Annotated in this window: 17 protein-coding genes and 1 pseudogene; 9 read left to right on the top strand and 9 right to left on the bottom strand. The window is 65.4% G+C overall.

Going from position 1 to position 22,102, the window contains the following annotated elements:
- Nucleotides 1–59 precede the first annotated feature (59 nt).
- From G9C89_RS22925 to G9C89_RS22915, 3 genes are all read right to left on the bottom strand, one after another.
- Complete coding sequence (locus G9C89_RS22925; protein WP_172152630.1) at nucleotides 60–3,167, bottom strand: efflux RND transporter permease subunit; 3,108 nt, start codon at nucleotides 3,165–3,167, stop codon at nucleotides 60–62.
- Nucleotides 3,164–4,279 carry an efflux RND transporter periplasmic adaptor subunit gene (locus G9C89_RS22920; RefSeq protein WP_172152628.1) on the bottom strand — a complete coding sequence of 372 codons (1,116 nt, stop codon included), beginning with the start codon at nucleotides 4,277–4,279 and terminating at the stop codon, nucleotides 3,164–3,166. The genes G9C89_RS22925 and G9C89_RS22920 overlap by 4 nt, the downstream gene beginning before the upstream one ends.
- 82 nt (nucleotides 4,280–4,361) lie before the next feature.
- Complete coding sequence (locus G9C89_RS22915) at nucleotides 4,362–4,979, bottom strand: TetR/AcrR family transcriptional regulator (protein ID WP_172152626.1); 618 nt, start codon at nucleotides 4,977–4,979, stop codon at nucleotides 4,362–4,364.
- Between the two features lie 98 nt (nucleotides 4,980–5,077).
- On the opposite strand from G9C89_RS22915, the gene G9C89_RS22910 reads away from it, so the two are divergent.
- The gene (locus G9C89_RS22910) at nucleotides 5,078–5,614 is read left to right on the top strand and encodes a hypothetical protein (RefSeq protein WP_172152624.1); all 537 of its coding nucleotides are present in this window, start codon (nucleotides 5,078–5,080) and stop codon (nucleotides 5,612–5,614) included.
- Nucleotides 5,615–6,010: 396 nt separating this feature from the next.
- Here the strand turns inward: G9C89_RS22910 and G9C89_RS22905 are convergent, their stop codons facing one another.
- Entirely contained in the window at nucleotides 6,011–6,628 is a 618-nt protein-coding gene (locus G9C89_RS22905; RefSeq protein WP_172152622.1) for a TetR/AcrR family transcriptional regulator, read from the bottom strand.
- Between the two features lie 103 nt (nucleotides 6,629–6,731).
- Here G9C89_RS22905 and G9C89_RS22900 point away from each other — a divergent pair, with 103 nt between their 5' ends.
- From G9C89_RS22900 to G9C89_RS22885, 4 genes are all read left to right on the top strand, one after another.
- Complete coding sequence (locus G9C89_RS22900) at nucleotides 6,732–8,192, top strand: efflux transporter outer membrane subunit (protein WP_172152620.1); 1,461 nt, start codon at nucleotides 6,732–6,734, stop codon at nucleotides 8,190–8,192.
- 175 nt (nucleotides 8,193–8,367) lie between these two features.
- On the top strand, nucleotides 8,368–9,030 hold the full coding sequence (locus tag G9C89_RS22895) for a class I SAM-dependent methyltransferase (protein ID WP_172152618.1): 663 nt from the start codon (nucleotides 8,368–8,370) through the stop codon (nucleotides 9,028–9,030).
- Between the two features lie 37 nt (nucleotides 9,031–9,067).
- The gene (locus G9C89_RS22890) at nucleotides 9,068–9,481 is read left to right on the top strand and encodes a nuclear transport factor 2 family protein (RefSeq protein WP_172152616.1); all 414 of its coding nucleotides are present in this window, start codon (nucleotides 9,068–9,070) and stop codon (nucleotides 9,479–9,481) included.
- Nucleotides 9,482–9,553: 72 nt separating this feature from the next.
- Nucleotides 9,554–9,940, top strand: a complete 387-nt coding sequence (locus tag G9C89_RS22885) for a VOC family protein (protein WP_172152614.1) — start codon at nucleotides 9,554–9,556, stop codon at nucleotides 9,938–9,940.
- 15 nt (nucleotides 9,941–9,955) lie between these two features.
- Here the strand turns inward: G9C89_RS22885 and G9C89_RS22880 are convergent, their stop codons facing one another.
- Nucleotides 9,956–10,858, bottom strand: a complete 903-nt coding sequence (locus G9C89_RS22880) for a LysR family transcriptional regulator (protein WP_172152612.1) — start codon at nucleotides 10,856–10,858, stop codon at nucleotides 9,956–9,958.
- A 189-nt stretch (nucleotides 10,859–11,047) separates the two neighbouring features.
- On the opposite strand from G9C89_RS22880, the gene G9C89_RS22875 reads away from it, so the two are divergent.
- Complete coding sequence (locus tag G9C89_RS22875; protein WP_390623860.1) at nucleotides 11,048–12,034, top strand: zinc-dependent alcohol dehydrogenase family protein; 987 nt, start codon at nucleotides 11,048–11,050, stop codon at nucleotides 12,032–12,034.
- 261 nt (nucleotides 12,035–12,295) lie between these two features.
- Here G9C89_RS22875 and G9C89_RS22870 read toward each other — a convergent pair whose 3' ends face one another.
- The gene (locus G9C89_RS22870; protein WP_172152608.1) at nucleotides 12,296–13,267 is read right to left on the bottom strand and encodes a YeeE/YedE thiosulfate transporter family protein; all 972 of its coding nucleotides are present in this window, start codon (nucleotides 13,265–13,267) and stop codon (nucleotides 12,296–12,298) included.
- A 225-nt stretch (nucleotides 13,268–13,492) separates the two neighbouring features.
- Between G9C89_RS22870 and G9C89_RS22865 the strand changes: the two genes are divergently transcribed.
- Nucleotides 13,493–14,335 (top strand): enoyl-CoA hydratase/isomerase family protein, encoded by an 843-nt coding sequence (locus G9C89_RS22865; RefSeq protein ID WP_172152606.1) that lies wholly within the window; start codon nucleotides 13,493–13,495, stop codon nucleotides 14,333–14,335.
- A 23-nt stretch (nucleotides 14,336–14,358) separates the two neighbouring features.
- On the opposite strand, the gene G9C89_RS22860 is transcribed toward G9C89_RS22865, so the two are convergent.
- The 3 genes and pseudogenes from G9C89_RS22860 to G9C89_RS22850 all read right to left on the bottom strand — a co-directional run bounded on the left by G9C89_RS22860 (nucleotide 14,359) and on the right by G9C89_RS22850 (nucleotide 17,787).
- Nucleotides 14,359–15,312, bottom strand: a complete 954-nt coding sequence (locus G9C89_RS22860) for a DUF808 domain-containing protein (RefSeq protein ID WP_315852843.1) — start codon at nucleotides 15,310–15,312, stop codon at nucleotides 14,359–14,361.
- A gap of 532 nt (nucleotides 15,313–15,844) precedes the next feature.
- A pseudogene (locus tag G9C89_RS22855) lies at nucleotides 15,845–16,699 on the bottom strand (universal stress protein); the annotation flags it as partial.
- Nucleotides 16,700–17,361: 662 nt separating this feature from the next.
- The gene (locus G9C89_RS22850) at nucleotides 17,362–17,787 is read right to left on the bottom strand and encodes a 3-isopropylmalate dehydratase (RefSeq protein ID WP_172152602.1); all 426 of its coding nucleotides are present in this window, start codon (nucleotides 17,785–17,787) and stop codon (nucleotides 17,362–17,364) included.
- 259 nt (nucleotides 17,788–18,046) lie between these two features.
- On the opposite strand from G9C89_RS22850, the gene G9C89_RS22845 reads away from it, so the two are divergent.
- Nucleotides 18,047–19,708 carry a VRR-NUC domain-containing protein gene (locus G9C89_RS22845; protein ID WP_256674369.1) on the top strand — a complete coding sequence of 554 codons (1,662 nt, stop codon included), beginning with the start codon at nucleotides 18,047–18,049 and terminating at the stop codon, nucleotides 19,706–19,708.
- The gene (locus G9C89_RS22840; protein WP_172152600.1) at nucleotides 19,705–22,017 is read left to right on the top strand and encodes an ATP-dependent DNA helicase; all 2,313 of its coding nucleotides are present in this window, start codon (nucleotides 19,705–19,707) and stop codon (nucleotides 22,015–22,017) included. The genes G9C89_RS22845 and G9C89_RS22840 overlap by 4 nt, the downstream gene beginning before the upstream one ends.
- The last annotated feature ends 85 nt before the right edge of the window (nucleotides 22,018–22,102 follow it).

The following is a 22,102-nucleotide window of genomic DNA, read 5'->3' as shown; positions in this document are numbered from 1 at the left end:
AGTTTCTCTCGACTTGGATGAATTGAAGGCGGCAGGGTCTGCCCGCCGCAGGTGCCTGTTTATGCGGGCTGCGCCTCCATAATCCGGCTATGGTTGACGGGCCTGATCCCGAACCAGATGGCGTACATGGCCGGCAGGAACACCAGGGTCAGCACGGTTCCCGCCAGGGTGCCGCCGATCAGGGTGTAGGCGAGCGTTCCCCAGAACACCGAATGGGTCAGCGGGATAAAGGCCAGGATCGCTGCCAGCGCGGTGAGGATCACCGGCCGGGCGCGCTGTACGGTGGCCTCGACCACCGCACGGAACGGGTCCAATCCCGCCTGCTCGTTATGGCGGATCTGCCCGATCAGGATCAGCGTGTTGCGCATCAGGATGCCGGATAGCGCAATCAGACCGACCAGCGCATTGATGCCGAATGGCTGCTGAAACAGGATCAGCGTCGGCACTACACCGATCAGCCCCAGCGGGCTGGTGAGAAAGACCATGACCATCGCCGAGATCGAGCGCACCTGCAAAATAAGGATGATCAGGGTGATTGCCAGCATGATCGGGAACAGCGGCAACATCGCCACCATCGCCTTGCCTGACTCCTCGATGGAGCCCGCCTGCTCGATGCGATAGCCGCTCGGCAGTTTCGCCATGATGGGCTGAAGCTGCCGGGTGATGGCCGTCGATACATCCGGCGGCTGCAGGCCCTCGGCGATGTCGCCGCGCACGGTGATGGTCGGCACGCGGTCGCGCCGACGCATGATCGGTTCCTCCATGCGCACATCGATCTCGCCGACCTGCGACAGCGGGATGCGCTGCCCGTTGCTGCCCGCCAGGGTGAAGTCCATGACCCTGGCCGGATCGAAGCGCGTGTCCCCGGCCGAACGGGCCATCACCTGCACCGTGCGGATGTCCTCACGTACGGCGGTGACGGGTACGCCGCTGAGCAGGAACTGCAGTTGCTGCGCCACGGCGCTGGAGGACAGCCCCACGGCCTGCAGGCGATCCTGTTGCAGGCTGAAGTGCAGCGTGGGTACGCGCGTGCCCCAGTCGGTGTTGACCGTGCGCATCATCGGGCTGGCATCCATGACCTGCTGCACGTCGGCGGCAATTTCACGCAATTTATCCGGGGCCGGGCCGGTGACCCGGTAGGCGACCGGGAACGGCGAATACGGACCGAACACCAGTTGGGTGACACGCACGCGCGCCTCGGCAGCGAGGCCCTCGGCAATTGCCTGGCGCAGCCGATGTTTCAACGCCTCGCGCTCTTCCTGGTTGTCCGTACGCACCACGATCTTGGCGAATGACGGATCAGGCAGTTCCGGCCCCATTGCCATGTAGAAGCGTGGCGCGCCCTGGCCGACGTAAGCCGTGACGATCCTGGCCTCTTCCTGCTCGGCCAGCCAGGCCTCGACCTTCTCCGTGGCGGCGCTGGTCTGGGCGATCGAGGTGCCGTAGGGCATCTGCACCTCGACCAGCACTTCGGGGCGGTCGGAGATCGGAAAGAACTGCTTCTTGACCAAGCCCATGCCGAGTATGGCCACCACGAACAGGCCAACCACCGAGCCGGCGACCAGCCACTTGCGGGCGATGACCCGCGCCAGCAGCCGACGCAAGCGGTTGTAGCGTGGCGTATCGTAGAGGGCGTCGTGGCCGCCTTCGACCTTCTTGCCCCCTTCGACTTTTTTGACGGCAGGCAGCAGCTTGACGCCGAAGTAGGGCGTAAACAGCACGGCGACCAGCCACGAGGCGATCAAGGCAACGCCGACGATCCAGAACATGTTGCTGGTGTATTCACCCGCAGTGGAGCGGGCGAAGCCATTGGGCATAAAGCCGACTGCCGTGACCAGGGTGCCCGACAGCATTGGCGCGGCGGTGTGGCTCCAGGCATACGCGGAAGCTTTGACGCGGCTGTAACCCTCCTCCATCTTCACCACCATCATTTCGATGGCGATGATGGCGTCGTCCACCAGCAGGCCCAGCGCCAGGATCAGGGAACCCAGGGTGATGCGGTCGAAGTTCTTGCCGGTCGCGGCCATCACCACGAACACCATCGCCAGGGTCAGCGGCACGGCCGCGGCGACCACGACGCCCACGCGCCAGCCCATGCTGAGAAAGCTCACCAACATGACCACCAGCAGCGCGACGAAGAACTTGACCATAAATTCATCGACCGCCGCGCTGATGTTGACGGCCTGATCGGTGACCTTGCTCAGGCTCATGCCCAGCGGCAGCTCGGCGTTGATCGCACTCACCTCGCTGTCCAGCGCCTGGCCCAGGTCGAGGCCGTTCCAGCCATCGCGCATGATGATGCCCAGCAGCAGGGCAGGTTCGCCGCCATTGCGGATCAGAAACGTCGCTGGGTCTTCATAGCCGCGCTTGACGGTGGCGATGTCCGACAGCTTCAGCGTGCGCCCCTGCGCCACCACCGGGGTGTCGCGGATTTTCTGCAATTCGTCGAACGCGCCGTCCAGGCGAATAAACACCTGCGGCCCCTTGGTTTCTACGGAGCCCGCCGGGGTCAGGACATTCTGGCCATTGAGCGCGGCAAACACCTCCTGCGGGCCGATCCCCAGCGTCGCCAGACGTTCATGGGAAAGCTCGACAAAGATGCGCTCGGGCTGCTCGCCAACAATATTGACCTTCTTCACGCCCGGCACATGCAACAGCCGCTGGCGCAGCCTCTCCGCGTCGCGTACCAGCAAGCGCTGCGGTTCGCCCTTGGCCTTGAGCGCGAACAGGGCAAAGGTGACATCCGAGTATTCGTCGTTGACCATCGGCCCGATCACGCCAGCCGGCAGCTCCTTCGCCTCGTCGCTGACCTTCTTGCGCGCCTGATAGAACTGCTCCGGCACCTGCGCAGGCGGCGTGGTGTCGAGCAGGCTCAACGTCGTGAAGGCCAGCCCAGGTCTGGTGTAGGTCTCGGAGCGGTCGTACCAGCGCAGCTCCTGCAGACGCTTCTCGATCTTCTCGGCGACCTGATCCTGCATTTCCTGGGCGGTGGCACCAGGCCAGGCGGTGACGATGGTCATCACCTTGACTGTGAACGCGGGGTCCTCCGCCCTCCCCAACTGGAAGAACGCGATAAGCCCGGCAAGCGAGATCAAACAGACCAGGAACAGCGTGATGGAGCGCTCGCGTACGGCGAGCGCTGACAGGTTGAAACGACCTTCGCTCATGGGCGGACTCCCTCGACCGCCGCTACGGCGACTTCGCCGGCCACCCGCACCTGCAGGCCTTCGCGTAGCAAGTGCACGCCGAGCGCAACTATCCGCTCGCCTTGCTTGAGCTGAGCGCTGATGTGCGCGTGTTCATCATCGAGGTTCTGGACCACCACCGGCTGCCAATGAACCTGCGCCGGCTCGCCCTGGATAACCCATACGCCGGGGCCCTTGCCCGCGTCGTACAGCGCGCCGATCGGCACCTGCAAGCCGTCTTGCGCGGAGGAGTGCCCGTTCGGGATCTGCAGGGTGACCGTGGTACCCAAGGGCGCGTTGGCCAACTCCCCTTCCAGCACATAGCGCGCCTCAAAGGTGCGGGTCAGTCGATCTGCGGCATCCGAGAGCTGCCGCAGCTTGGCCGGGACGGTAACGGCTCCATTACCGAAGAGCATGGCCTGCGCGGCGGAGCCGATCGCCGGGCGCAGGGTTTCCGGCAACTGGATAAGCGCTTCACGGGGGCCGGCATGCGCCAAGCGCACCACGACTTGGCCGGCATTGACGACTTGGCCGGGCTCGACCAGCGTATCCATGACAATGCCATCGGCATCCGCCAGCAACTCGGCATAGCGGGTCGCATTAAGGGCAACTTCCGCCTGGGCCTGGGCCGCACGGAGCTGGGACCTGGCAGCATCCGCCGCGGCCTTGAACTGATCGTAGGCCGACGCCGATATCGCGCCGGTTCCGCGCAGCTCGCGATAGCGGGCTTCATCATCGCCCGTTTGCTGCGCCCGCGCTCGCGCAGCGGCGACCGCTTCGCGCTGCGCATGCGCGGCAAGCTTCAGATCGACGGGATCGATACGCATGAGTGCCTGACCGCGCTTGACGGTCTGCCCCGTATCCACAAGCCGCTCCAGCACCTTGCCGGCGACGCGAAAGCCCAGGTCACTCTGGACTCGCGCCGCTACGGTCCCGGTGAAGGAACGTGACGCCGGGATTGCCTCTTGCACGATAGCGGCACGCACCAGCGGCGCTTCAGTGCGTGGATCGGTTTGCGCTTTCTCGCCGCAAGCGACCAACGCAAACGGCAATACGCAGATGAGGGTAGGTAAAACGAAGCGACGCCGGAGCATGAGAGTCCCATATACGAAATGATCGGGGATCTCACTTTGACTCTAGTGACTAATTTAGTCAATAGTCACAATAGCAATAGTGTTACGGCGACAGGCTGCGCAGTACCAGGCTGGACAGTTGCGCAGGGGCCTCGTCGATGTAGTCGAAGCCATGCTGCAACAGCAGCGGGTTGAGGTAAGGGCGCATGACCAGATAGATCGCCATCACGGTTTCATCGAGGGGCGTCTTGCGTTCGAAGTCCCCGCGTTGCCGACCTGCCTGCAGGATGTCCAGCAGCAACTCGCGGATGCGCCCCTCATAAGCAAGCGTCGCCTGCCAGCGCTCGGTCGCCGCCGAAGCGGCAATCTCGTAGAGCTTGCGATCCTGGGAAAACAGACGAAGGCTGGCCATCACGACAGCCCTGAACATCCGCCGCAGCTGCTCCGGCGGGCGATCGGCCTCATCGACGGCCGCTCTGATCTCGGCCTCGATCTGGCTCAGGCAGTTCGCGCAGATCATCTCGCCAATGGCCTGCTTGGACTCGAAGAACTTGTAGATGTAGGCCTTGGAAAAGCCGATGGCTTTGGCGAGATCGGAGACGGCCGTCTTCTCGTAGCCATACCGGCTGAAGTGCTCGGTAGCGGCGGCAACGATCTGATCGCGCACCTCGTGGTCGGCCGGGCCGCGAACTGGAACCGACTTGGTGACTTTTGTGCTCATGGTTTACAGCCTACTGGCAATCTTAAAGGTGGACAGCAAGTGACCAATATGTATTATGGTCACAAATGATGAATAACGCATCTTTGGAGGATGACGCCATGAAATCGATACTGGGCATGACGGCACTGGCTGCGCTGATGATGGGCGCTGCTGTGACTACGGTACAAGCCGAAGGTAGCAGTGGACGGCAGCTGGACTACCGCCTGCAGCCAGAGGCACTGGTGAGTGATCGCGCCAGCCAGGACTCCGCTGAGCGCTTTGCGCAGCTGATCGAGAAGCGGCCCAGCGCCGCGGGCAATGCGATCGTGCAACAGGAGCGGCGGCTCGAAAAGTCGGAGCCCGAGATTCTGAGGGACAGGGCACTCTACGGTAGCTCCCGCAACCAGGGCTCCAGTCAGCGCGTTGTGCGGACGCCCGAGGAGCAGCCTGCAGCTGCCGGCCCTGCGCAATGGGCCGAAAGGTCGGAGCCCGGCATTCTGAGGCAGAGGGTGCTCTACGGTAGCTCCAGCAACCTGGGCTCCAGTCAGCGCCTTGCACGGATGCTCGAGGAGCAACCTGCTGCCGGCCCCGCACAACGAGCCGAAAGGTCGGAACCCGACATTCTGAGGCAGAGGGTGCTCTACCGCCCCCTTTGAGGGCGTACGCGTTGCGCGCTGAAGTATCGGGGGAGATGCCAACGTCCCAGGTATCCCCCCCGAGCACAAGGAGGTACCGCCTTCGTGCGTCCCGTGTCCACCCGGCCGGCCAGAGTCTTCGAGGCCCACTCAAGTCCCTGCCGGCCGTCACTTGTGGATGCGGCCATTGCCGATAGGGATTGCCGTCCGAGCGATGGCGACACGCACCAGCGGCGCGTCGGTGCGCGAATCGGTTTGTGTTCTTCGCCGCAAGCGACCAACGCAAATGGCACTACGCAGATGAGGGTAGGTAAAACGAAACGACGCCGGAGCATGAGAGCCCCATAGACGAAATGATCGGGGCTCTCACTTTGACTTTAGTGACCAATACATAAAATAGTCACAATAACAATAGTGTTACGGCGACAGGCTGCGCAGCACCAGACTGGACAGTTGCGCAGGGGCCTCGTCGATGTAGTCGAAGCCATGCTGCAAGAGCAGCGGGTTGATATAGGGCCGAATGACCAGATAGATCGCCATCACGGTTTCATCGAGAGGCGTCTTGCGCTCGAAGTCCCCGCTTTGCCGACCTGCCTGCAGAATGTCCTGCAGCAATTCGCGGATGCGCCCTTCATAAGCAAGCGTCGCCTGCCAGCGCTCGGTAGCCGCCGAGGTAGCAATTTCGTAGAGCTTGCGATCCTGGGAAAACAGACGAAGGCTGGCCTCTACGACCGACTTGAACATCCGCCGCAGCTTCTCTGGCGGGTGGTCGGCTTCATCGACGGCCGCCCTGACATCAGCCTCGATCTGGCTCAGACAGTTCGCGCATATCAACTCGCCAATGGCCTGCTTGGACTCGAAGAACTTGTAGATGTAGGCCTTGGAAAAGCCGATGGCTTTGGCGAGATCGGAGACAGTCGTCTTCTCGTAGCCATACCGGCTGAAGTGCTCGGTAGCGGCGGCAACGATCTGATCGCGCACATCGTGATCGGCCGGGCCGCGGGCCGAACCTGAATTAGCGTCTGTTTTGCTCATGATTTACATGCCTACTGCCAATATTTAAAGTGGACAACAAGTGACCAATACGCATTATGGTCACAAACAGTCTGTTTATCATACCCCGTTCCGGAAGAAGCCCATGCCAACCAAGCGCATCCTTGCCGTGCTCATCAGCGCCAGCCTTTCGGCAGGCTGCGCCGTCGGTCCCAACTACGCTCGACCCGACACGCCCCTGCCGGAGCGATACCTGGGTCGAGCGGCAGTCGATCAACGGCATGCCACTGCCAATGCCGATCTCATCGCCTGGTGGACAGGTTTCGGCGACCCGCAACTGACTCGCTTCGTAACCCTTGCGCTGGAGCAGAACCTCGACCTGTCACAGGCGGCTGCCCGTGTCGCTCAGGCGCGTGCGGGACTCGGGGCGGCACATGCCGCCTTGTTGCCCGCGGGCAACATCAGCGGTCAAGCAGCCAGGGCCTACCAGTCGGTTGAAACGCCGCTGGGACAAGTGCTGAACTCGACGCCCGATTTCGACCGTTACGGTAACGCCTATGAAGCCAATCTTGGCGCGAGCTGGGAACTGGACCTGTTCGGTGGCCTGCGCCGTGGACGCGAAGCGGCGTTGGCCGAGTACCAGGCTACGGACGCAGGTGCGAGCGCAACACGATTGGCTGTGGCGGCGCAGACCGCAGACATTTACATCCGCATCCGAGGGCTGCAAGCCCGTCTCGATATTGCACACAAGCAGGTACAGACCCAGCAGGAGTTACTGGCGAGGGTCAATCTTCTTTATGGCAAGGGGTTGGCTGCCGAACTCCAGTTACATCAGGCTGAAGGGGCACTCGCCCAGGTTCAGGCATCCGTCTCCGTCCTCGATACGGCCCTGTCTTCGGCCATGAACGCGCTGGATGTGATACTAGGCTCGTCGCCCGGCACACATCGGATGGAACTTGCCGAGGTCGTCGCCATACCGGCTGCGCCGCAGATCGCGGCCACGGGATCGCCGGGCGACTTGCTCAGACGCCGGCCCGATTTGATTGCGGCCGAGCGCCAACTGGCCGCATCCAACGCACGAATCGGCGTCGCCATCGCCGAGTATTACCCCAAGCTCTCCTTGAGTGGACTGATCGGCAGCGCGACATCGGTGTCCAGCGGCAACCTGTTCGGTAACGGTGCCGGTCAGGCCGCCGGCGTGCTGGGCCTGCGCTGGCGTCTGTTCGATTTCGCTCGCATCGACGCGCAGATCGACCTGGCCAAGGGCCAGGAGGCCGAGATGCTGGCGGCCTATCGACTGGCCGTGCTGCGTGCTACCGAGGATGTGGAAAACGCCTTCTCAGCCTTGGTCAAACGCGAGGAACAGGCGACTCTGCTTGCCAGGGGGGTAGACTCGCTCGGGCACGCGCGAGGCGCTTCGTTTGCGGCCTATCAGCAAGGGGTCGTCAGCCTGATTGAAGTCCTGAAAGCCGACGAAGACTTGCTGCATGCTGCCGATACGCGAGCACAGGCGCAGACGGAATCTGCACGCGCAGCAGTCGCCGCCTTCAAGGCGCTCGGTGGCGGTTGGCAACCCCGCGAATCCGATGCGGTAGCAACGAGATAGATCGTGTCCCAGTTATGTGTTGCGCGCCTGCTCAGCTGCTCAGATTACCCTCTCGCCCCTCTTGCCCTTAGGAGGGAGAGGAGCAAACCGCGCCATCTGTAGGAATTGCCGCATGCAACAGGTAACTGGGACATGGCCTAAAAAACCACCTTCGATCAGTGCGCGAGGACAACCAATGCGTCACTCCCATGACTCAAAGTACGTCCCGGCGCTGGGTTTCCACTGGCTCACTCCCTGCTACGACGCGGTGGTCGGCGCCACCACGCGGGAGCGCCGGTTCAAGCACGCGCTTATCCGCCAGGCCAACGTCGAGGCGGGCCAGCGGGTGCTGGATCTCGCCTGTGGCACCGGCACCCTGGCCATCTGGCTCAAGCAGGCTTGCCCGGGCGCGCAGGTGGTCGGGGTCGATGGCGATTCGGCGGTCCTGTTGCGGGCCGGGCGCAAGGCGCAGCGAGCCGCGGTTGCGCTGCAGTTCGACGAGGCGCTGTCCTATGCGCTGCCCTATCCGCCGGTCTGCTTCGACCGGGTCCTCTCGAGCCTGTTCTTCCACCACCTGTGCTGGGCAGACAAGCAGCGCACGGCGCAAGAGGCTTTCCGGGTGCTCCGGCCTGGCGGGCAGTTGCATGTGGCCGACTGGGGCAAGGCCGGCAATGGGGCGATGCGTGGCCTATTCTTGGCGATCCAGCTCCTGGATGGATTCGGCAACACCCAAGACAACGTCGCGGGCCGGTTGATCGAGCTGTTTGAAAATGCCGGCTTCGTCGAGGTTTCGCAACGGCAAAGCTTCAGCACCCTGTTCGGCACCCTGGCGCTCTACAGCGCCCGCAAACCCGACTGAAAACGCGCATAGACGCTCCTACCAGCGGTGACCAGCCATGACAGCAGCACAGAACAAGCAACTCCTGCAGAACGTCTTCGCCGAGACCGCCAAGGGCAATGGCCGCCCCTTTGTCCAGGCATTGGCCGACGAGGTGAGCTGGACGATCATCGGCTCCACCGCCTGGTCAAAGACTTACCGGGGCAAGCAGACGGTGCTCGACGAACTGCTCGGCCCGTTGAACGCACAACTGGCCGACGGCAACCGGATCACGGCGCATCGCTTGATCGCCGAAGACGACTGCGTGGTGGTCGAGGCGCGCGGGCACAACCTCACCAAGGCCGGTGATCCGTACCAAAATAGCTATTGTTGGATCTTCCGCCTGGTCGACGGCCAGGTGGTCGAACTGACCGAATACGCCGACACCGCGCTGATCGACGCGGTGTTGCAACCGCCGCCTCGAGGCGCCTAACAGGCTGGGCAAGGAGACAGCCTGCGGGGACGCCTCGGTGGGTCTGGCTCGATTGGCAAGGAGGGTCCTGGCATGAACGTGCAACTGAACCACACCATCGTCTGGTGCCGCGATAAGCAGAAGTCGGCAGCCTTCCTCACCGAGATCCTCGGCCTGCCCGCCGCCGTCCCGTTCGGGGCGATGCTGGTGGTGCCGCTGAGCAACGGCGTCTCAGTCGACTTCTACCAGCAGGACGGCAAGATTTCCTCCCAGCACTATGCCTTCCTGACCAGCGAGGCGGAGTTCGAGCAGATCTTCGCCCGCATCCGCGCACGCGGGCTCGAATACTGGGCCGATCCCGGCAAACAAAGCGCCGGCGAAATCAACCAGCACTTCGGTGGCCGCGGGGTGTATTTCGAGGATCCCGACGGCCACCTGCTCGAGGTCATCACCCGGCCTTACCAGATCGACGGCATCTGACCGGCGCACTTCGCCTCAGGGGGCGATGGCCGGGTCGCGGGCGAACTCCTCTGCCAGGTAGTCGACGAAGGCGCGCACCCGCGCCGACTGCCGGCGATTGGCCGGCGACAACGCATGAATGGGCAGCGGCTCAGGGCTGTAGTCGCCGAGGATGGCCACGACGCGCCCGGCCGCGAGGTCTGCGCCGAACAGCCACAGCGGTGACAGCGAGATGCCCAGCCCCGCCAGGACCATTTCGCGGATGGCCTCCGAACTGTTGCTGCGCGCATTGCCGTTGACCAGCAGGGTCTGGCGCTGCTCGCCGCGACTGTAGGTCCAGGCGTTGGCGCTGGCCAGCTGGGTGAAGACCAGGCAGTTGTGCCGGCTCAGCTCGGCCGGCTCGCGAGGTTCGCCATGCCGGGCCAGGTAGTCCGGGGCCGCCAGGGTGACCCGCCGGGCGCTGCCGAGCGCACGGCCGAGCAGGCCACTGTCGCGCAGCTCGCCGATGCGCAGGGCGACGTCCACGCCTTCGCTGACCAGGTCTTCGTTGCGGTCGCTGAGCTGCAGGTCGATGCTCACGGCCGGGTAGCGGGCGAGAAAGCCCGCGAGCCGCGGGGCGATCTGGGTGCGCCCGAAACTCACCGACGAGGCGACCCGCAGCGGCCCGGCCACCAGCTCGCGCCCACTCTGGAAACTGTGTTCCGCGGCATCCACCGCGGCGAGGATCTGCCGGCACTCGTCGTAGTAGCGCCGCCCCTCGTCGGTCAACGACAGCCGCCGCGTGGTGCGGGCGATCAGCTTGCCGCCCAGGGCCGTCTCCAGCGCACGGATCTGCTTGCTGATGTTCGGCTGGCTGCTGTTCAGCTCGCGCGCCACGGCGGAAAAGCTGCCGCGCTCCACCACCCGAACGAACACCGCCATGGCATTGAGCTTGTCCATCGGCGCCTCGATTCATGCCAATCAGGAATTGACACTATACCTATTCGGCTTCTTATCGGAATGAGTTGGCTGACCAACAATCCCGCCATCGCCAGGCAGCGCCGACAGCGCGCCGCGGCCAGCGCGACAGCGGCGCAAGCCGGCTCGTCGCCCCACTCATCAGCCACCGAGAGGCACCCGATCATGACCATGCGCGCCCTGTTCGTCGACCACACCAACGCCCCCTTCCGCCTGGCCCAGGTGCCACGCCCGCAACCCGCCGCCGGCCAGGTGCTGGTGCGCATCCTGGCCAGCGGGGTGAACCCGTTGGACACCAAGATCCGCGCCGGCCAGGGCGCCCACGCCAAACAGCCCCTGCCGGCCGTGCTGGGCCTGGACCTGGCCGGCGTGGTCGAGGCGGTCGGCGCCGGCGTCCACGCCTTCGCGGTCGGCGACGAGGTCTACGGCATGGCCACCGGCATCGGCGGCCAGCAGGGTTCGCTGGCCGAGTTCGCCGCGGTGGACGCCGACCTGCTGGCGAAGAAGCCGGGCAACCTGAGCATGCGCGAGGCCGCGGCCCTGCCCCTGATCGTCATCACCGCCTGGGAGGGCCTGGTCGACCGCGGCCGGGTCGGCCCCGGGCAGAAGGTCCTGGTGCAGGGCGGCGCCGGCGGTGTCGGGCATGTCGCCATCCAGATCGCCCGCGCCTTCGGCGCCGAGGTGTTCGCCACCGGCTCGGCGCAGCGGCGGCAGACCATCGAGAGCCTGGGCGCCACCGCGATCGACTACCGCAGCAGCAGCGTCGCGGACTATGTGGCGCAGTACACCGATGGCGAGGGCTTCGACCTGATCTACGACACCGTGGGCGGCGCCACCCTCGACGCCTCCTTCGCCGCCGCACGCCTCTACAGCGGCCATGTGGTGAGCTGCATGGGCCGGGGCGAGCACCAGCTGGCGCCGCTGTCGTTCCGCGCGGCCACCTACTCCGGGGTGTTCACCCTGTTGCCGCTGCTGACCGGCAAGGGCCGTCAGCACCATGGGCAGATCCTCGCCGAGGCCGGCGCCCTGGTCGAGGCCGGCCAGCTACGCGTGCTGCTGGACCCGCGCCGCTTCACCCTGGACACGGTGGACGAGGCCCACCGACTGGTGGCAGACGGCAGCGCGCAGGGCAAAGTGGTGATCGAGATCGCCGGCTAAGGGGCGTCTCAGAATAAGCTCGAGCCTCTGTCCATGGAGCGCCAGCGGCCTTGTAGGAGCCAGCTTGCTGGCGATCCGGCCCCCCGGCGATATTTGCCGATCAAAAGCATCGCTAGCAAGCTAGCTCCTACACAGTTTGCTGCGCGACAGCGCGGCGACGAAAACGTGGCGGCCCCTCCTTCAAGAGCGCTACCCGGACAATTTCGCCAGGGCTCGGGTAGACACACCAAGCGCCTCAGCCAGCAATGCGCACGCCGCGCCCTACCTGCCCGCAGGCAGCCGCGCGTGGCTTCGGCCGCGCGCTCGCTGCCAAAGCTCGCGCCACCACAAGGCCAGCAGCACCACCGCGCACATGCTGGCGAAGGCCAGCCAGGCGTTGGGCCACAGCAGCGGCATGCCGAACAGGATCAGGCTGTCGTTGCCGCCGGGCACCAGGACCGCGCCCGCGCCCATCAGCAGGCCGCCGCAGAAGCAGCGCACCATCGTGACCAGGCTGGGCCAGCGCTGTTGCCAGAGCCCGGCCGCCCAGCCGCCGTACAGCGCACCGGCGAACATCGCCGGCAGCAGCCAGCCACGCAGGCCCAGTTGCATGAAGCGGCCGCTCGCCAGTTCCGCCAGCACATCGGTATAGGCCCAGGCGCCGACATTGACGAACAGCAGCAGGAACACCAGGCCGATGACCAGGGTGGCCTGGTGCGGCGACCAGACGCGTCGACCCAGGCGCCAGTGCCCGGCAGCGCGCCACACCAGCCAGGCCAGGCGCGTCAGCAGCGCCGCGACGACCAGCAGCCCCCAGCCCATGGGAATCGCCTGCAACCACACCGGCAGCGCCTGCGGCATGGCCGCCGCGACGCCGGCCCAGCGCTCCAGCAGCGCGTAGCCCAGCAGGAAGCCCGGCGGCGTGGCCAGCCAGGCCCACTGCCCGGAACCGATCCGTGCCACCACGGCGAAGGCGCAGCCGCCGTTGATCAAGGCGCCCAGCCCGAGCAAGGCCCCGCCGACTGCGGCGTGCCAGTGCAACGGATAACCCATCGGCAATTGCGGCAGGCGACCCAGCGCTCGCAGCAGGACGAACCCGCCGAGCACCCACAACGAGGCCTCCAGCAACGCCCGCAGCCGCGTCCAGCGGCGCTGCTGCACCACTTCCTCCAGGGCCGCCACCGTGCAGGTGCCGCCGCGCTGGATGGCATACCCCATCAATAGCGCCAATGCCACACAGGCCACGCCACTCATGCTTTGCACTCCCTTCCGGTATTGGCAGCCGCGCCTCGGCCAGGTTGCCGGCGGACCGGGATCATCCGCCGACCAGGCTTCAGCCTATTGGATCGCCAACCGATCGCGGTATTACAGCGTCGATCTTCAGGACGGCGAAGCCTCGCCATCACCCAGGCTGATAGTGCTTGAGACCCGCCCCCGCCCCGCCGCACGCTCCGGCTTATCCAACGAGGAGAAAAATCCATGAGCGCCTACCGCACCCTGACCCGGCATGACCACGACGGCGTGGCCAGCATCACCTTCGACCACCCGCCAATCAACCTGGTCGACCGCGAGGTGGTCATCGATCTGCTCAACCTGGCCAAGGCCCTGGAAAGCGATGCGCAGACCCGCGTGGTGATCTTCCGCAGCGCCAACCCGGAGTTCTTCCTGGCCCATTACGACCTCGGCAGTCAGCTCGGCCAGCCCGCGCCGGCATTGCCGGAAGGCCAGGCCAGTTTGCTCAGCGCCTTGTTCGGCCGCTACAGCCGCCTGCCGCAGGTGACCATCGGCGAGTTGCGCGGTCGCGCCCGCGGGGCCGGCAGCGAGTTCCTGCTGGCGCTGGATATGCGCTTCGCTTCCCGTGAGCGGGGTGTGCTGGGCCAGCCGGAAGTCGCGGTCGGCCTATTGCCGGGTGCCGGCGGCACGGTGCGCCTGGCACAACTGCTCGGCCGCGGCCGCGCGCTGGAAGTGTGCCTGGGCGGCGCCGACTTCGATGCCGACACCGCCGAGCGCTACAGCTGGATCAACCGCGCCGTGCCAGATGCCGAGCTGGAGGGCTTTATCTCGGCGCAGGCGCGGCGCATCGCCAGTTTCCCGGCCGCCGGTATCGCCCACATCAAGGCCCTAGTGGACAGCATCAGCGCCGCCGATGGCGCGGCGCTGGTGGAGGAATCGCAGCGTTTCGCCGCCGACATGGCGGCGCCCGACACCCTCGACCGCGTGCAATGGCTGATGGCCAATGGCGGCCAGACCGATGGCGCCATGGAGCGCGACCTCGGCACGCTGCTGGCGCGTTACCCGCAGATGCTTGAGCGGGTCGATTAGCCCGTCAGCCGGTCCCTGGTCGCCTAGGCCGGCTTGAACACCCGGTACAGGCGCCCCAGCGCCGTGACGCCGACCAGCACCAACGCGCCGGCCAGCACGCCCAGCAGCATGTCCAGCAGGGTCGGGGTAATCGCCGCCAGCGCCGCGCCGAGCGCGGGCACGGCTTGCAGGCCGTGGGCGAAGCCTTCGATCAGCCTGTGAGCGGCCGGGATGCCGTGGCTGAGGATGCCGCCGCCGACCATGAACATGGCCACGGTGCCGATCACCGACAGGCTCTTCATCAGATAGGGCGCGGCGCTGAGGATGCCGGCACCGAGGCCGCGCTGCAGGCGCCCGCCCAGGCCGCTGCCGGTGCGCTGGGAGAGGTACAGGCCGCCGTCGTCGAGCTTGACGATGCCAGCCACCAGCCCGTAGACGCCGACGGTCATCAGCAGGGCGATGCCGGCGAGCACGGCGAGCTGGGTGCCCAGCGCCTGGCCGGTCACGGTGCCGAGGCTGATGACGATGATTTCCGCCGAGAGAATGAAGTCGGTGCGCACCGCGCCCTTGATCTTGTCGCGCTCGAAGGCGACCAGGTCGACCGCCGGGTTGACCAGCGCGGCCGTCAGCTCGGCCTTATGTTGCTGCTCCTCGTCCTGGCTGTGCAGCAGCTTGTGCGCCAGTTTCTCGAAGCCTTCGTAACAGAGAAAAGCGCCACCGAGCATCAGCAGCGGCGTGACCGCCCAGGGCGCCAGCAGGCTGACGACCAGCGCTGCCGGCACCAGGATCAGCTTGTTCAGCAACGAGCCCTTGGCCACCGCCCAGACCACCGGCAGTTCGCGCTCGGCCTTGACCCCCGCGACCTGCTGGGCGTTGAGGGCCAGGTCGTCGCCGAGCACGCCGGCGGTCTTCTTCGCCGCGACCTTGGTCATCAGCGCCACGTCGTCGAGCATGCTGGCGATATCGTCAAGCAGGGCTAACAGGCTGGTTCCGGCCACGGGTGTTTTCCTCGACAAGCAGATTCTGGAGGGCGCGCTCGCTGTCAGCGCCCAGTTACGGGCAGGCATAGTAAATCAGCTCTGCAGGCTGGCGGGGAATGGCCGATAGGCAAAACCGGTCGATCATGGCTGGACGGTGGCGGCAAGCACCATGCGTCGACAGTTCGGCAAGGGCTTGCTGTGAACGTATCGAACGCCGTCGCGAGGCCGCCTCCAGGCGTTCGCGGCACGGCGCGCTGCGTGAAAAATGGGGGCGTTCAGTGAGCTAAATGACCCAACTTTTCAAGCAGCGCAACACCGCAACGGGCGTATGACCGACCCTCACCGTCGCCCGCCATGTCGCCAGGCATGCCTACCGCACCTGGCGGCTGAGTCTCTGCTCCTGATCCAGACTGATTGCCGGGGCATCCGCTTGCCGACTGGACGCCTCCTTGATGTAACTGACGGCCTGAGTCGTCGGAACCTCCAGATGCGCGGTATGGCTATAAGGCCAGGAGTGGATGGCGCCATCCAGGACCTGATTGTGCGGTGGCGACGCCAGTTCCTCGAGGTGGCTGATGATGTCGTCGGGTTTGAGCACCAGCACGTCAGAGTTCAGGCTGTCGAGAATGTTTTCCGCCGTGTTACCGAGCAAGGCTCCAGACAGGCCACTGCGGGCGACGCTGCCAATCACGGTAAGTGTCACCCGCAGCCGCTCGGCGATAGACGGTATCAGCTCTTCGGCCGGACCTTCTTCGATATGCAGGCGTTCGTCGCCGACCTAGTATTCGGCTTGCAGCGCCCTGCAGTGCTCCAGGTACATCGCGTGGATGCTCTCCCTGAGGTGGTAGACGGGATCGGCAGATAACAGTTCGGCACAGGGGTGAGCGGACATGATGTGCAGGGTGCCGCCAATCATCTGGGCAATGTCGTAGCCATGTCCGACAATACCGGCATGCAGAACCCGGTGATTGACATCGCTATTACCAGCGTCGATGGCCGCGAGAATCACACCGCCCTGCCAGGACTCGGTACTTTTGACGATCAACACCGGGCAGGGACAGAAACGCAACAGCTTCCAGTCTTCGGAAGGGAGAAAAGTCTTGAGCAAGGGGTTATCGGGCAAATGTTGCTTGATCACCAGGCCGCATTCCTGCTCCTGTTGCACGGCGATGATGGTCTTGTGCAGGCTGTCCTTCCAGGCCTGCTGTGAGCTGACGCTGAAACCTTTCTGGCGCAGGGAATCCTCGGTTGCCTGCAGATCCGATGATGAGTGGTTTTTCTTGTTACATGCCAGCAAGTGCAAGTGCGATGAGGTAGCACTGGCGATCAGCGTGGCTCTATCAAGCAGTAGAGAGTCAGGCTGCTGTGCATCCATCACCACTAGCGTGTTGCGAATGGTTTGCATAACTAGCGTCCTATGCGTGGGTACGATAGGAAGCGGCTGCGTCTTTGAACACAGGCAAGCGACAGCTGAAATCGGACTCTGCTGACTCAGATCGCTACAAATTGACGATTACTTCGAGTTGGCCCAGACAATCGAGCTACTGCTGCTGATCGCTGCTGCAATTATTAAAACGGCCTCTTCACCTAAGCGGTACAGAGAAGTTGGTCATGAGCAATGAGATGAGCAAACCCTGGTTCATCGACCTGGCCAGCGTCGCGACGAAAGAACGCGCGCAGTGGAGAAAACGCCATACGAAAAGGGATTCATCGACGACATACCATCACCACTCATAGGAACACACCAAGCAGCTGGCGAACTGCCTTCGAGTGATGCTGGATATTCATCCTTTTGTTTCGACGTTTCTGAACTATTCCCCAGTAATACAGGCCAGACTTCAGTTCGTTCAACTCAAAACAAATTGTGAGCGCTGCATCAACGCCTGCCAAGGCCGCTAGTCGTCTGGATTAAGCCAATTCGCGCTTATCTCAGTACCAACTCGGTATATCCAATGCCGGAGACCATCAGCGGCCGCAGGAACGAGCAGGGTTGAGCTCAGGAACGATCCCCCCAACCGACAGTCATGTGAGCCCCGCAATTAGACGAGTCACCCGCCGCGCCAGCCATCAGGGCGTGGCCAGCCGGATATCGAAGCCGCTCTTGGCCTCGCTGACGATACGCAGGTGCTGGCTTTCGCCTGCCACCACGGGTACCGCCAGCTCGCGGCGCAGTCGGCCTTTGCCGCAGAGGGTGTCGTCGGCCTGGTCGATGCCGATGCCGACCACCCGCTTACCTGGCGGCACATGCAAGCGCGCCTCTTCGCCGATACCGATGCGCGCCGCCACCTGACGGTCGACCAGCAGCGCCACATAGCAGCCGCCGCCGAGCATGCCAAGGTCGCGGTTGACCACGATCAGTCCGCTGCCCGCCACCGGCTGCTGGTAGGCCAGCAAACGCTCGGCAGGCACCGCGGTGACTTTTTCCGGGGCGGCCTGAAAGGATGAACAACCGACCAACGCCAGCAAGGGCAGTACTGCACAAATCAATCGCATGGGAATCCTTCACGGGTGGATTATCGAAGTACTGACACCGGCTCAGTATTGACGGTGCGGCGGCCGCGCTCAAGTAAAGCAGTCGGCGCCGGGAGTGGGTTGGTATTCGTGGTGATGGGTATCGCTGCGCTCAAACCTACGCGGCCCGCGCCATCCTACGGTACAGGCTGTGCGCCCAGATTTGCCGCGTGGCCGCTGGCCGGACTCGGCCTCCCATCCCCTGCTCGTTGCAAAGCGCGCGCCGCGCTGATATCTGTATATGCAAACAGTATCCGGTTTCCCCATGCAGCCTCAGCTCGACCCCAGCCTGTATTACCTGTGCAACTTCCATAAAGCCCTGGCCTGGTTGCGGGAGCGTCACCACGACCTGCTGCTGGCCGAGGAGCAGGCGTTCCTGCGCCGTTTCGGCGAACTGGCGCTGCCCAGCCAGGCCCTCCTGGTGCGCATGATCATGCGCAAGGGCGCGCATTTTCGCGCCAGCAAGCTGGCCTACGCGGAGATCGGTTGCCCGCGGCAGGCCGCCCAGGCGTTGCTCGACGCCGGCTGGATCCGGCATGACGCCGAGCTTTCGCTGGCGGAGCTGTTCGACCTGCTGCGCAAGGAGGAACTGCTCGAGGCCTTCGCCGCGCGCGCGCACAAGGCCTTGAAGAAACCCGAACTGCTCGCGCAACTGGCCACCGAGCACAGCCAGCCGCGCCCCTTCGCCGCCTGGTGCCCAGGGCTGGACGAGCAGGTGTACAGCCTGGCCATCGATCCGCTCTGCGAACGCCTGCGCCTGATGTTTTTCGGCAACCTGCAGCAGGACTGGTCGGAGTTCGTCCTCGCCGATCTCGGCATCTTCCGCTACGAGCCGGTCGCCTTGAGTGCCGACTCCCGGGTATTCCGCCGGCGCGCGGAGGTGGACTGCTACCTGGCGCTGCAACGCTGCCGCGAGCGTGGCGAGGCCGGCGAGCCGATCGCCGCGGTGCTGCAACAGATCGCCACGCTGGACTGCGCCACGCCCTTTCTCGCCATGCGCCGGGCCAAGCTGCTGTTTCGCCTGGGCCAGCAGCTGGAGCGCGCCGGCGAGCTGGAAAGCGCCCTGGCCTGCTATGCCGATTGCCCGGGTGCCGGCGCCCGCCTGCGCCGCATCCGCGTGCTGGAACGCCTGGGCCGCGCCGCCGAAGCCCATGCCCTGGCCAGCCAGGCGGCTGCGGCGCCGGAAAACGAGGCCGAGGCGCAGGGGCTGGAGCGCATGCTGCCGCGCCTCGGCCGCCAGCTCGGTCTGGCACAAGCGCCCAAACCGAAAACGCCCGCGCCGGCCCGCCTCGACCTGCGCCTGCCGCGACCCGCCGCGCACAGCGTCGAATACGGGGTCAAGCTGCATCTGAGCGAGCCCGACGCGCCGGTGCACTATGTCGAGAACAGCCTGATCTGCAGCCTGTTCGGCCTGCTCTGCTGGCCGGCGATCTTCGCCCCGCTGCCGGGCGCCTTCTTCCACCCGTTCCAGAGCGGCCCGCTGGATCTGCTCAGCCCCGACTTCCAGGCGCGCCGCGCCGACCTGTTCGGCGCCTGCCTGGCGCAGCTGGATTCGGACGCTTACAAGAGCACTATCCGCCAGACCTATGCCGACAAGTACGGCATCCAGTCGCCCTTCGTGTTCTGGAACGCGCTCGACCAAGAGCTGCTGGAACAGGCCCTCGACTGCCTGCCGGCGGCGCACCTGCGGGCCTGGTTCCGGCGCCTGCTGGGCGATATCCGGACCAACCGCGCCGGCATGCCCGACCTGATCCAGTTCTGGCCGGCGCAGCGGCGCTACCGGATGATCGAGGTCAAGGGCCCCGGTGACCGCCTGCAGGACAACCAGCGGCGCTGGCTGGCGTTCTGCGCCGAGCACGGCATGCCGGTGGACGTCTGCTACGTGCAGTGGGCCGACGCATGAGCCAGCAGCTCGTCAACTACCAGGTCGCGGTGCGCGCGCTGTGCGAATTCACCGCCAAGGTCGGCGACCTGGATCTGCGCTTCACCCCCTCGCCGACCGCCCAGGAAGGCATGACCGGCCACGCCATCGTGGTCGCCCGGCGCGGCCCGGGTTACCAGGCGGAGCTGCCGCTCGCCGGCGACTACCAGGGCCTGCAGGTGCGCGGCCGGACCGACGGCTACGACCCGGACGACAACCGCCTGGAAGAGATCAAGACCCATCGCGGCGACATCGCCCGTATCCCGGAGAACCACCGGCTGCTGCATTGGGCCCAGGCCAAGGTCTACGGCTGGTTGCTGTGCCAGCAGCGCGGGCTGGCCGAGATCGACCTGGCGGTGGTCTATTTCAACGTCCTCAGCCAGCACGAAACCGCCTTTCATCAGCGCTGCGGTGCCGATGAACTGCGCGCGTTCTTCGAGCTGCAGTGCAGCCGGTTCATCGCCTGGGCCGAACGCGAGCGCGCGCATCGCCAGCTGCGCAACCAGGCGCTGGAGCGCCTGCGCTTTCCCCACCCGCAGTTTCGCAGCGGCCAGCGCCAGCTGGCCGAGTCGGTGTACCGCGCCGCCCGCGACGGCCACAGCCTGATGGCCCAGGCCACCACCGGCATCGGCAAGACCCTCGGCACCCTGTTTCCGCAGCTCAAGGCCTTTCCCGAGCAGGCGCTGGACCGCCTGTTCTTCCTCACCGCCAAGACCCCCGGCCGGCGCCTGGCGCTGGACGCCCTGGCGACCCTGCGCAGCCAGGAAGTCGCGATGCCGCTACGGGTGCTCGAACACGTCGCCCGCGACAAGGCCTGCGAACACCCGGACAAAGCCTGCCACGGCGACTCCTGCCCGCTGGCCAAGGGCTTCTACGACCGCCTGCCGGCCGCGCGCCAGGCCGCGCTGGAGCGCCAGTGGCTGAACCAGGACAGCGTGCGCGAAACCGCGCTGGCGCATCAAATCTGCCCCTACTACCTGAGCCAGGAACTGTGCCGCTGGGCCGACGTGGTGGTCTGCGACTACAACTACTACTTCGACATGGGCGGCCTGCTGCACGGCCTGACCCTGCTCAACGAGTGGCGCGTGACCCTGCTGGTGGACGAGGCGCACAACCTGATCGAGCGCGGCCGCGGCATGTACACCGCCGAACTCGAGCAGACCCGCTTCGAGGCCCTGAGACGCATCGCCCCGCCGGTGATGAAGGGCCCGCTGGAGCGGGTCAACCGCCACTGGCAGCAACTGCAGCGCGACCAGGAAGCGGCCTATCAGGTCTACCCCGCCGCCCCGGACCTGTTCATCATGGCCCTGCACAAGGCCGTCAGTACCCTCACCGACCACCTCACCGACCAGCCGGCGGGCAATGCCGCCGAGCTGCTGCACTTCTACCTGGACGCCATGCTGTTCTGCCGCCTCGCCGAGGCCTTCGGCAGCCATTCGCTGTTCGACATCAGCCGCGCCGACAGCCCCGGCGGGCCAGCGACCTCGACCCTGTGCATCCGCAATATAGTGCCGGCGCCCTTCCTCGCCCCGCGCTTCGCCGCTGCCCACAGCTGCACCCTGTTCTCCGCGACCCTGAGCCCCGCGCACTACTACGCCGACCTGCTCGGCCTGCCGCAGCAGACGCCGTGGATCGATGTCGAGTCGCCGTTCAGCGCCGAGCAGTTGCAGGTGCAGGCGGTCAGCAACCTGTCCACCCGCTTCGCCCACCGCGACTACTCGCTGGCGCCGATCGCCGCGCTGATGGCGCGCCAGTTCGCCGAGCGGCCGGGCAACTACCTGGCCTTCTTCAGCAGCTACGCCTACCTGCGCCTGGTGCTGGATGAATTCCGCGCTGCCCACCCGCAGATCCCGATCTGGGAGCAATCCAGGCAGATGGACGAAGGCCAGCGCCAGGCCTTTCTCGACCGTTTCAGCAGCACCAGCCAGGGCATCGGCTTCGCCGTGCTCGGCGGCGCGTTCGGCGAAGGCATCGACCTGCCCGGCGAGCGCCTGATCGGCGCCTTCATCGCCACCCTCGGCCTGCCGCAGATCAACCCGGTCAACGAGGAAATCAAGCAGCGCATGCAGGGCATGTTCGGCAATCACCTGGGCTACGACTACACCTACCTCTACCCCGGCCTGCAGAAAGTCGTGCAGGCCGCCGGCCGGGTGATCCGCACCCAGGACGACCAGGGCGTGGTCTACCTGATCGACGACCGCTTCAACCAACCCGCCATCCGCCGCCTGCTGCCGACCTGGTGGACAGTCGAACGCTGCCGTCTGCCGCTGCTGAGCGAGCCTAGCCTCTAGCAGGCTTGTAGGACGGCCCGTTCGGAGCGTAGGGCGGCCCGGGACGCCGGCCGCTCGTAGCGAAGCGACAGCCCGCCAGCTTTTG

The organism is Pseudomonas tumuqii (assembly GCF_013184545.1).
GTDB lineage: Bacteria > Pseudomonadota > Gammaproteobacteria > Pseudomonadales > Pseudomonadaceae > Aquipseudomonas > Aquipseudomonas tumuqii.
The sequence above is the reverse complement of the archived record's forward strand: the minus strand, read 5'-3'. Positions and strand labels throughout refer to the sequence as shown.

What these genes read in the sequence shown, in the direction of transcription:
- G9C89_RS22925 (WP_172152630.1), bottom strand. Translation starts at nt 3,167, where the DNA reads ATGAGCGAAGGTCGTTTCAACCTGTCAGCGCTCGCCGTACGCGAGCGC.
- G9C89_RS22920 (WP_172152628.1), bottom strand. Translation starts at nt 4,279, where the DNA reads ATGCTCCGGCGTCGCTTCGTTTTACCTACCCTCATCTGCGTATTGCCG.
- G9C89_RS22915 (WP_172152626.1), bottom strand. Translation starts at nt 4,979, where the DNA reads ATGAGCACAAAAGTCACCAAGTCGGTTCCAGTTCGCGGCCCGGCCGAC.
- G9C89_RS22910 (WP_172152624.1), top strand. Translation starts at nt 5,078, where the DNA reads ATGAAATCGATACTGGGCATGACGGCACTGGCTGCGCTGATGATGGGC.
- G9C89_RS22905 (WP_172152622.1), bottom strand. Translation starts at nt 6,628, where the DNA reads ATGAGCAAAACAGACGCTAATTCAGGTTCGGCCCGCGGCCCGGCCGAT.
- G9C89_RS22900 (WP_172152620.1), top strand. Translation starts at nt 6,732, where the DNA reads ATGCCAACCAAGCGCATCCTTGCCGTGCTCATCAGCGCCAGCCTTTCG.
- G9C89_RS22895 (WP_172152618.1), top strand. Translation starts at nt 8,368, where the DNA reads ATGCGTCACTCCCATGACTCAAAGTACGTCCCGGCGCTGGGTTTCCAC.
- G9C89_RS22890 (WP_172152616.1), top strand. Translation starts at nt 9,068, where the DNA reads ATGACAGCAGCACAGAACAAGCAACTCCTGCAGAACGTCTTCGCCGAG.
- G9C89_RS22885 (WP_172152614.1), top strand. Translation starts at nt 9,554, where the DNA reads ATGAACGTGCAACTGAACCACACCATCGTCTGGTGCCGCGATAAGCAG.
- G9C89_RS22880 (WP_172152612.1), bottom strand. Translation starts at nt 10,858, where the DNA reads ATGGACAAGCTCAATGCCATGGCGGTGTTCGTTCGGGTGGTGGAGCGC.
- G9C89_RS22875 (WP_390623860.1), top strand. Translation starts at nt 11,048, where the DNA reads ATGCGCGCCCTGTTCGTCGACCACACCAACGCCCCCTTCCGCCTGGCC.
- G9C89_RS22870 (WP_172152608.1), bottom strand. Translation starts at nt 13,267, where the DNA reads ATGAGTGGCGTGGCCTGTGTGGCATTGGCGCTATTGATGGGGTATGCC.
- G9C89_RS22865 (WP_172152606.1), top strand. Translation starts at nt 13,493, where the DNA reads ATGAGCGCCTACCGCACCCTGACCCGGCATGACCACGACGGCGTGGCC.
- G9C89_RS22850 (WP_172152602.1), bottom strand. Translation starts at nt 17,787, where the DNA reads ATGCGATTGATTTGTGCAGTACTGCCCTTGCTGGCGTTGGTCGGTTGT.
- G9C89_RS22845 (WP_256674369.1), top strand. Translation starts at nt 18,047, where the DNA reads ATGCAAACAGTATCCGGTTTCCCCATGCAGCCTCAGCTCGACCCCAGC.
- G9C89_RS22840 (WP_172152600.1), top strand. Translation starts at nt 19,705, where the DNA reads ATGAGCCAGCAGCTCGTCAACTACCAGGTCGCGGTGCGCGCGCTGTGC.